This window comes from Caldimonas sp. (assembly GCF_046289365.1).
Lineage (GTDB): Bacteria > Pseudomonadota > Gammaproteobacteria > Burkholderiales > Burkholderiaceae_C > Caldimonas.
Map to the genome: position 1 here is coordinate 1 of NZ_JBKBVU010000160.1, position 7020 is coordinate 7020.

The window sequence follows — 7020 nt, forward strand, 5'->3', positions numbered from 1 at the left end:
AGTCCTGAGCTGCTGCTGCGACGGGAGGGCCAGCGCGTCGAGACGGTCGCGCTCGGCGCGACGACGCTGCTGCGGACGGTGCCGCCGGTGCACTCGATCGCCCTGTGCAACCCGCGGGTGATGAGGAAGAAGACGGCGGCACCGAACAGCGCCGCCGAGATGGCATTGAGCAGCAGCGCGTGCCGCATGAACGGGATGTCGCGCTTGATCCGGAAGAATTCCATGTGCGTGTGCTTCCTGTGCGTTCGCAGCCCTCAGGCCTTGGGAGCGGTCTCGCCGCCGGGGACCCACACCTGACCGATGGAGACGGACTTGAGCTTCTTGCGCCGCCCGTACCACAGGTTCACCAGGCCGCGCGAGAACAACACGGCAGAGAACATCGAGGTCAGGATGCCCAGGCAATGCACCACGGCAAAGCCGCGCACCGGGCCCGAGCCGAAGGCCAGCAGGGCCACGCCGGCGATCAGCGTGGTGACGTTGGAGTCGAGGATGGTGGCCCAGGCGCGCTCATAGCCGGCGTGAATGGCCGCCTGCGGCGAGGCGCCGTTGCGCAACTCCTCGCGCACGCGCTCGTTGATGAGCACATTGGCGTCGATCGCCATGCCCAGTGTCAGGGCGATCGCCGCGATGCCCGGCAGGGTCAGCGTGGCCTGCAGCATCGACAGCACGGCAATAAGCAACAGCAGGTTGACGGCCAGCGCCAGGCTCGAAAACACGCCAAAGAGCATGTAGTACGCCACCATGAACACCATGATGGCCACGAAGCCCCAAAGCACACTGTTGAACCCCTTGGCAATGTTCTCGGCGCCCAGAGCCGGGCCGATGGTGCGCTCCTCGATGATCTCCATGGGCGCGGCCAGCGAACCGGCGCGAAGCAGCAGTGCCACGTCATTGGCCTCCTGCGTGGTCATGCGCCCGGAAATCTGCACACGCCCGCCGCCGATCTCGGTGCGGATGACCGGCGCGGTGACGACCTCGCCCTTGCCCTTCTCGAACAGCAAGATGGCCATGCGGCGGCCAACGTTCTCGCGCGTCACGTCGCGGAAGATGCGCGCCCCCTTGGCATCGAGCGTGAGGTGCACCGCCGGCTGTTGCTGCTCGTCGAAACCGGCCTGGGCGTCGGTGAGGTTCTCGCCGGTGAGAATGACCTGACGCTTGACGATGAGGGGCGCACCGCCGCGTTCGACGTAACGCTCGGTGCCGAAGGGCACCGGGCCATTGCCGGCCAGGGCGGCCATGGCTTCGGCGCTGTCATCGACCAGCCGCACCTCCAGTGTGGCGGTGCGGCCGATGATGTCCTTGGCCCGCGCGGTGTCTTGCACGCCGGGCAGTTGCACCACGACCCGGTCCAAGCCCTGCTGCTGAATCACCGGCTCGCTCGTGCCCAGCTCGTTGACGCGGTTGTGCAGCGTCGTGATGTTCTGCTTGAGGGCCTGGTCCTGGATGCGGCGTGCCGCCTCGGGCTTGAGCGTGCCGGTGAGCCTGAACTCGGCCCCGTCGGCCGATTCCGTCCAGTCCATGTCGGCCAGTTGCTCACTCAGCACTTGACGGGCCTGCTGCACGGCGGCCGCATCGCGAAAGCGCAGTTCGATCTGCTGGCCCTGCCGGTTGATGCCGGCGTGGCGGATGTTGCGATCGCGCAGCAGCGTGCGGGCGTCACCGGCATAGGCCTCGGCGCGGCGCGTCAGCGCGGCTTCCATGTCCACCTGCATCAGGAAGTGCACCCCGCCGCGCAGGTCCAGGCCGAGATACATCGGCAGCGCATGGATCGAGGTCAGCCACTGGGGCGAGCGCGACACCAGGTTCAGCGCCACCACGTAGGACGGATCCGCGGGGTCGGGATTGAGGGCGCGGTCGATCACGTCGCGCGCCCGGATCTGGGTGTCGGTGTCGGCAAAGCGGGCCCGCACCGAATGGCCGTCGAGCTGCACAAAGTCCACCGGCACGCCCGCCTGGGCCAGCGCCTGTCGGACCCGTTCGGCCACGCCCTCGTCCACACGCACCGTGGCCTTGCCGCTGGACACCTGCACCGCCGGCGCCTCGCCGAAGAAATTGGGCAGGGTGTAGACGAAGCCCACGATCACGGCGACCACGAGGATCGCGTACTTCCACAGGGGATAGCGGTTCATGACAGCTCTTTCATGCCCATGATGTCGGCCCCGACCCGGGGCCTGGCCGTGGGGGCCGCAGCCCGGGCCTGACGGAACGAAGGGCGCCCCGTCGGCGCCCTTCCCGGTCCCGGCCCGAGCCGGGTCTGAGGCGGAAATTACTTGATCGTTCCCTTGGGCAGCACCTGCACCACGGCCGAGCGCTGGATCTGGATCTCCACGCCATTGGCCACCTCGACATGCAGGTAGGTGTCGCCGAGCTTGGCGATCTTGCCCAACAGCCCTCCGGCGGTGACCACCTCGTCCCCCTTGGCCAGGGCCTCGACCATGGCCTTGTGCTCCTTCTGGCGCTTCATCTGGGGACGGATCATGATGAAGTAGAGCACCACGAACATCAGCACCAGCGGCAGCAGGCTGAGCAGGGTCGATTCGGTGCCGCCTTGCGCGGCAGGGGCCGCCTGGGCGAATGCGTCAGCAATGAACACGGGACGTCTCCGGGAAAGGTCGATACAAGCGGTGGATTGTATGCCTGAGCGCCGGAAACGCCCGTGCTGCGCAGTCGGGCGGACGGCGTCCGCGTCACCGCGCCGGCATGGGTTGTCCGTGCAGTGGCGAACGCGGTCCGGGCAGCACGCCGTTGACGCGGGGCACCCCCAGCAGGCGCGCCTGCGCCGTTCCCGCATAGTTGTAGGCTGCGTCAGTGGCCGTCCCGATGATCTGCTTGACCAGGGCCGTCACCAGCATCCCGACCAGCCCGCCTTGCGACTGCTGGTTCTGTTCGGCCGAACTCGCAAACGCACTGCCCGACCACAGCAGCTGCCCATCGCGCAGGTCGATGATGCGTGCCTCGACGTCCACCCGGTTCTCGCTGTCGATCAGCTTGTACGAGGTGCCGTAGCGGTTGATCTTGAGGTACACGGCCGCATCGGCGCCGAAGACCTCCCTCAGCTTGGTGTAAGGAATGCCTTGGGCCTCGGCGGCCGAATGGACCCCGTTGCTGCGCAAGGTCTCGTCCACCAGCGTCACGGGCAGAACGTAGTAGCCGCCTTCGGCCAGCGGGCGCGTGGAGTGGGACCACACGCTGGGCGTGGCCTTGACCTCCGGGGACTCGTTCAAGGGCGGCATCACCAGCAGCGACGCCGGCTTGGCCCGCTGGAAGGCCGTGTAATCGTAGGGCGCGGGCGGTGTGGCACACCCGGCCAGGGCCAGGCCCGCCAGCACGGGCAAAGACAGAATCAGGCGGTTCATGCAGGGTTCTTCTTGGGTTCGGCCGTGGCCGCCGGCGGGACCGCGGCGGGTTGCAGGCGCTTGAGCAATTGATCCATGTAGGGCGCAGACTCCGGAAAGGCCGTCTTCTCGGCCTGCCACATTTCATACGCCGCAGCCGGATTGCCCACCTCCAGGTGCAACTTGCCCAGATGGGCCCGGAAACCCGGCGGCAGAGCCGCCCCGGCCGCCCTCGCCTTCTCGGCATGGGCTTCCATGGCCCGGATCTGTTCGAGGGGACTGGCCCCCTCACCGAGCAGCGCCTCGTATTGCACGCGCGGGTACGTCTCCCATAGGTACAGGGGCTTGGGAGGTTGAGCACATCCGGCCAACACCAGCAGGCCAGCGACCCCGGCAAGCGCCACCGAGGCGCGGGACAGGCAGCTCATCGACGCACCTCCTGCCCCCACAGACCGGCATCCTTGGCTGTCACCAGATGGTCGACCGCCTCCCTCAGCGCCAGGTCGAGCACCTTGCCGTTGAGGGTGGCGTCATAGCTCGCCGTCCCACCGAAACCAAGGACCTCGCGGTTGGACAGCTCATATTCGCCGGCCCCACGGGCGGAATACACCACTTCGGAGGTCAGACTGTTGACGATGTTGAGCGTGACCTTCGCGTAGGCCACCTGCGATTTGCCGCGCCCAAGGATGCCGAAGAACTGCCGGTCGCCCACCTCCTTGCGGCCGAACTCGGTGATATCCCCCGTCACGACGAAGGCCGCTCCCTTGAGGGCCTGGGCGGCGCCCTGAATCCGCGCCTCCTGCCCCGTTTCCGCCAAGTTGTCGCGATCCTGGACGGCAAAACGCTGAGACTGATGCAGATGGGCGATGAGCGCTGTCTTGGCCTGGGCCCCCAGGCGATCCACGCCGTCGGAGAACACGCCGCGCATGTAGCCCGATCGGTTGTCAAACCGCCCGACGGCAATCGGGATGCGTACCCCCGCGTAGGGCGACGCGGCAGACTGCACCTGCTGCACCTGCAGGGAACGGGAGCTTTCCGTCGCACAGCCGGCAACGGAGAGCGCAAAGCATGTGACCACGGACAGGGTCACGATCGAACGTGTGAACACGGAAGAGCCCTCAATCGAGTGTTGGAAGTGCTTCTTGTCGGACCGGTCAAAGCCGACCCGGTCCTCAGTCTAAGGGAGGATTCGCGCCGACCGGCCGGCACCGGCATCGTCCCACCGCAGACTCGCACAGCCGAAGTGTGCAGAAATCGGCAGTTCGGCAAGGGTTCTGGCGCAAAGAATGACGAGGCCCTCCCCCAAAGGAGGGGGGCTCGGACTGACCTGCGAGTGGCGCCTTGCCAACGGGTCCTCGAGCCACTCCAGAAACATCAGTCCAGGGTGGCCTTGATCGACCTGGCGAGAGCCCACGACGTGGAGCGGCCGTTTGATGCCTGGGTCCAACGCACCGCTGACCTGCTCCGCGGAATGCGCACCAAGGCAAAGAAGCGAAATCCGCACAACGCAAAGGAAGCGCGATGCACAAAAGCAGGTTCACGGAAGAGCAGATCATCGGGTTCATTCGCCAGGCTGATGCCGGCGTGAACGTGGCGGACCTGTGCCGCAAGGAAGGCTTCAGCACGGCCACGTTCTACAAGTGGCGAGCGAAGTTCGGCGACATGGAGGCCAGCGACGCGAAGCGGCTGCGCGAGCTCGAAGCCGAGAACGCCAGGCTGAAGAAGCTGCTGGCCGAGGCGGCGCTGGACAACGAAGCGCTGAAGGTGGCCTTCGGGGTAAAGCGCTGAGCCCACCGGCCAAGAGACAGGCGGTGGGCAAGACGCTGCAAGACACCTCGATCAGTGAGCGACGGGCGTGTGCGTTGGTGGGGCTGTCGCGCGACGGCTGGCGGCATCCGCCCCAGCGTGCGCAGGCCGACCACGACATGAGCGAGCGCATCAAGCAACTGGCGCACGAGCGCAGGCGCTTCGGCTACCGCCGCATCGGCGACCTGTTGCGGGCCGACGGGACGGCGGTCAACGACAAGCGGGTCTACCGGCTGTATCGGCTGACCGACCTGGCCGTGCGCAAGCGCAGGGGCACGAAGCGCTTGAAGCTCGAGCGTGTGCCACTGCACCGCTGCGTGGCGATCACCGAGGTGTGGAGCATAGACTTCGTCAGCGACAGCTTGGCCAGTGGTCGGCGCATCAAGTGCCTGACCATCACCGACGACTTCAGCCACGAGTGCGTCGACATCGCGGTGGACCACGGCATCGGTGGCGAGTACGTGACACGGGTGCTGGATCAGGCGGCCCGGTTCCGAGGCTACCCGCGAGCGGTGCGAACGGACCAAGGGCCGGAGTTCACCAGCCACGCGTTCCTCGCTTGGGCGACGGCCAGAGGCGTCAGGCACATCCTGAACCAGCCGGGCAAGCCGACGCAGAACGCCTACATCGAGAGCTTCAATGGCAAGTTCCGCGACGAGTGCCTCAACGAGCACTGGTTCGAGACCCTGGCGCAGGCGCGGCATGAGATCGCGCGATGGCGGGTCGACTTCAACGAAGTGCGCCCGCATACCCATTGCGGCCGCATCCCTCCAGCGCGGTTCGCCTCGCTGCATCGTCAGCAGGCTGACGACGCAGCCCGCGTGACCCAGAAGACCCAAGAGTAAAGTTCATCAACCCCGCGGGAATGTTCCAAACCGGTGGTACGGAAGACAAGGGCAGGTCGGCCTGAGCAAGTGTGGCGTGCAACCTACCTTGGAGACACACGCGCAAATCACGGCCACGAAAGGCCGCCTGCGTGTGCTTCCGCGAAGTAGTTGGCGCGGATTTCGAGAGAAAAGAAGGCGAAAGAGAGTCGAACCGGGTGGACTCTTTGCGACCTGGCGACGAAAGGCAGTACACGCAGAACCGGCCTAAACCCCGCGAGGTGTCGCGGACTTCGCAAACGAAAACGCCCAACCGGGGGCGGTTGGGCGTTGAATGGTGGCGGACGGAGAACTCGACGTCCAGGTAGTCCTCGACGCGCTCGCCGGCCGCAGCAATGCGCTGGGCGATGGCGGCCAGTTGCGTCTGGTCCCAGGACACGCGCTTCGGCAGATCGACCGTCACGCGCAGCGGTCCGTCGTTCAGATGCACGACGCCGAAGTCCTTGCCGGCTTCGAGGCGTGCCGCGCGCGCCTGCTCGCCGTAGGCGGCATCGAGTGCGGCGTCGAATTTGGCGCGGGCCCGCTTGAGCCAGGCGAGCGCTTCGTCAAGATTGCGGTTGATCTCCGCTTTCTGGGCGGGTGGAAGCTCAGCCAACTGGCTGACCGACATCGCGGCGATGTCGGCGGGGTAGAGGGTGAGATCGCTCATCGCCTTCCCCTTCAGCGCACCGCGCGCTCGGAGGTCGAGTCGTGCAGGGCGCCACGCTCGAACTCGATGACCGACTCCAGCGGGTAGCTGACGCGCTTGGACAGCTTCAGGTAGCGCGGGCCGCGCCCTTCGCTGCGCCAGCGCTGCAGGGTCTTGGGGCTCAGGCCCCAGCGCTGCGCGAGCTCGTTCTCGTTGAGGACCCGACGGTCGCCGGGGGACAGACTGTCGATCGCCTGGTGCGGCGACCGGGTGATGGTGCTTGCCGTTGTCGGCATGGAAGCCTCCTATGACGCTGTTGAGGAACAGGTGTCATTGCAGGCTTCGGGTGGCGAACCTTGGAGGGACC

Annotated in this window: 8 protein-coding genes and 1 pseudogene; 1 reads left to right on the forward strand and 8 read right to left on the reverse strand. The window is 66.6% G+C overall.

Going from position 1 to position 7020, the window contains the following annotated elements; genetic code table 11:
- The 6 genes and pseudogenes from ACK42S_RS13740 to ACK42S_RS13765 form a co-directional block, all read right to left on the reverse strand.
- Window positions 1-224, reverse strand: a pseudogene (locus tag ACK42S_RS13740) (protein translocase subunit SecF); the annotation flags it as partial.
- A gap of 30 nt (window positions 225-254) precedes the next feature.
- Window positions 255-2129: a protein translocase subunit SecD gene (secD, locus tag ACK42S_RS13745; protein WP_409708565.1), complete on the reverse strand. Its 1875-nt coding sequence runs from the start codon at window positions 2127-2129 to the stop codon at window positions 255-257.
- 137 nt (window positions 2130-2266) lie between these two features.
- Window positions 2267-2593: a preprotein translocase subunit YajC gene (yajC, locus tag ACK42S_RS13750; RefSeq protein ID WP_409708568.1), complete on the reverse strand. Its 327-nt coding sequence runs from the start codon at window positions 2591-2593 to the stop codon at window positions 2267-2269.
- Between the two features lie 94 nt (window positions 2594-2687).
- Entirely contained in the window at window positions 2688-3356 is a 669-nt protein-coding gene (locus ACK42S_RS13755; protein ID WP_409708571.1) for a DUF799 domain-containing protein, read from the reverse strand.
- Window positions 3353-3763, reverse strand: a complete 411-nt coding sequence (locus ACK42S_RS13760) for a DUF4810 domain-containing protein (protein ID WP_409708574.1) — start codon at window positions 3761-3763, stop codon at window positions 3353-3355. The genes ACK42S_RS13755 and ACK42S_RS13760 overlap by 4 nt, the downstream gene beginning before the upstream one ends.
- Window positions 3760-4443, reverse strand: a complete 684-nt coding sequence (locus ACK42S_RS13765; protein WP_409708577.1) for a CsgG/HfaB family protein — start codon at window positions 4441-4443, stop codon at window positions 3760-3762. The genes ACK42S_RS13760 and ACK42S_RS13765 overlap by 4 nt, the downstream gene beginning before the upstream one ends.
- Window positions 4444-4856: 413 nt before the next feature.
- On the opposite strand from ACK42S_RS13765, the gene ACK42S_RS13770 reads away from it, so the two are divergent.
- Window positions 4857-5986 (forward strand): IS3 family transposase gene (locus tag ACK42S_RS13770; protein ID WP_409708580.1). Its coding sequence is split into 2 segments (ribosomal slippage): window positions 4857-5118 and window positions 5118-5986, totalling 1131 coding nucleotides; the frame shifts between segments, so codons are not numbered across the junction.
- Here the strand turns inward: ACK42S_RS13770 and ACK42S_RS13775 are convergent.
- Together ACK42S_RS13775 and ACK42S_RS13780 are read right to left on the reverse strand one after the other, a co-directional pair.
- On the reverse strand, window positions 5871-6674 hold the full coding sequence (locus tag ACK42S_RS13775; RefSeq protein ID WP_409708583.1) for a hypothetical protein: 804 nt from the start codon (window positions 6672-6674) through the stop codon (window positions 5871-5873). The genes ACK42S_RS13770 and ACK42S_RS13775 overlap by 116 nt on opposite strands.
- An 11-nt stretch (window positions 6675-6685) precedes the next feature.
- Entirely contained in the window at window positions 6686-6949 is a 264-nt protein-coding gene (locus ACK42S_RS13780) for a helix-turn-helix transcriptional regulator (protein WP_409708586.1), read from the reverse strand.
- Between the last annotated feature and the right edge of the window lie 71 nt (window positions 6950-7020).

Bases quoted from the DNA above. Each gene is read 5' to 3' on its own strand.
- ACK42S_RS13780 (WP_409708586.1), bottom strand. From the start codon at position 6,949: ATGCCGACAACGGCAAGCACCATCACCCGGTCGCCGCACCAGGCGATC.
- ACK42S_RS13775 (WP_409708583.1), bottom strand. From the start codon at position 6,674: ATGAGCGATCTCACCCTCTACCCCGCCGACATCGCCGCGATGTCGGTC.
- ACK42S_RS13760 (WP_409708574.1), bottom strand. From the start codon at position 3,763: ATGAGCTGCCTGTCCCGCGCCTCGGTGGCGCTTGCCGGGGTCGCTGGC.
- secD (WP_409708565.1), bottom strand. From the start codon at position 2,129: ATGAACCGCTATCCCCTGTGGAAGTACGCGATCCTCGTGGTCGCCGTG.
- ACK42S_RS13755 (WP_409708571.1), bottom strand. From the start codon at position 3,356: ATGAACCGCCTGATTCTGTCTTTGCCCGTGCTGGCGGGCCTGGCCCTG.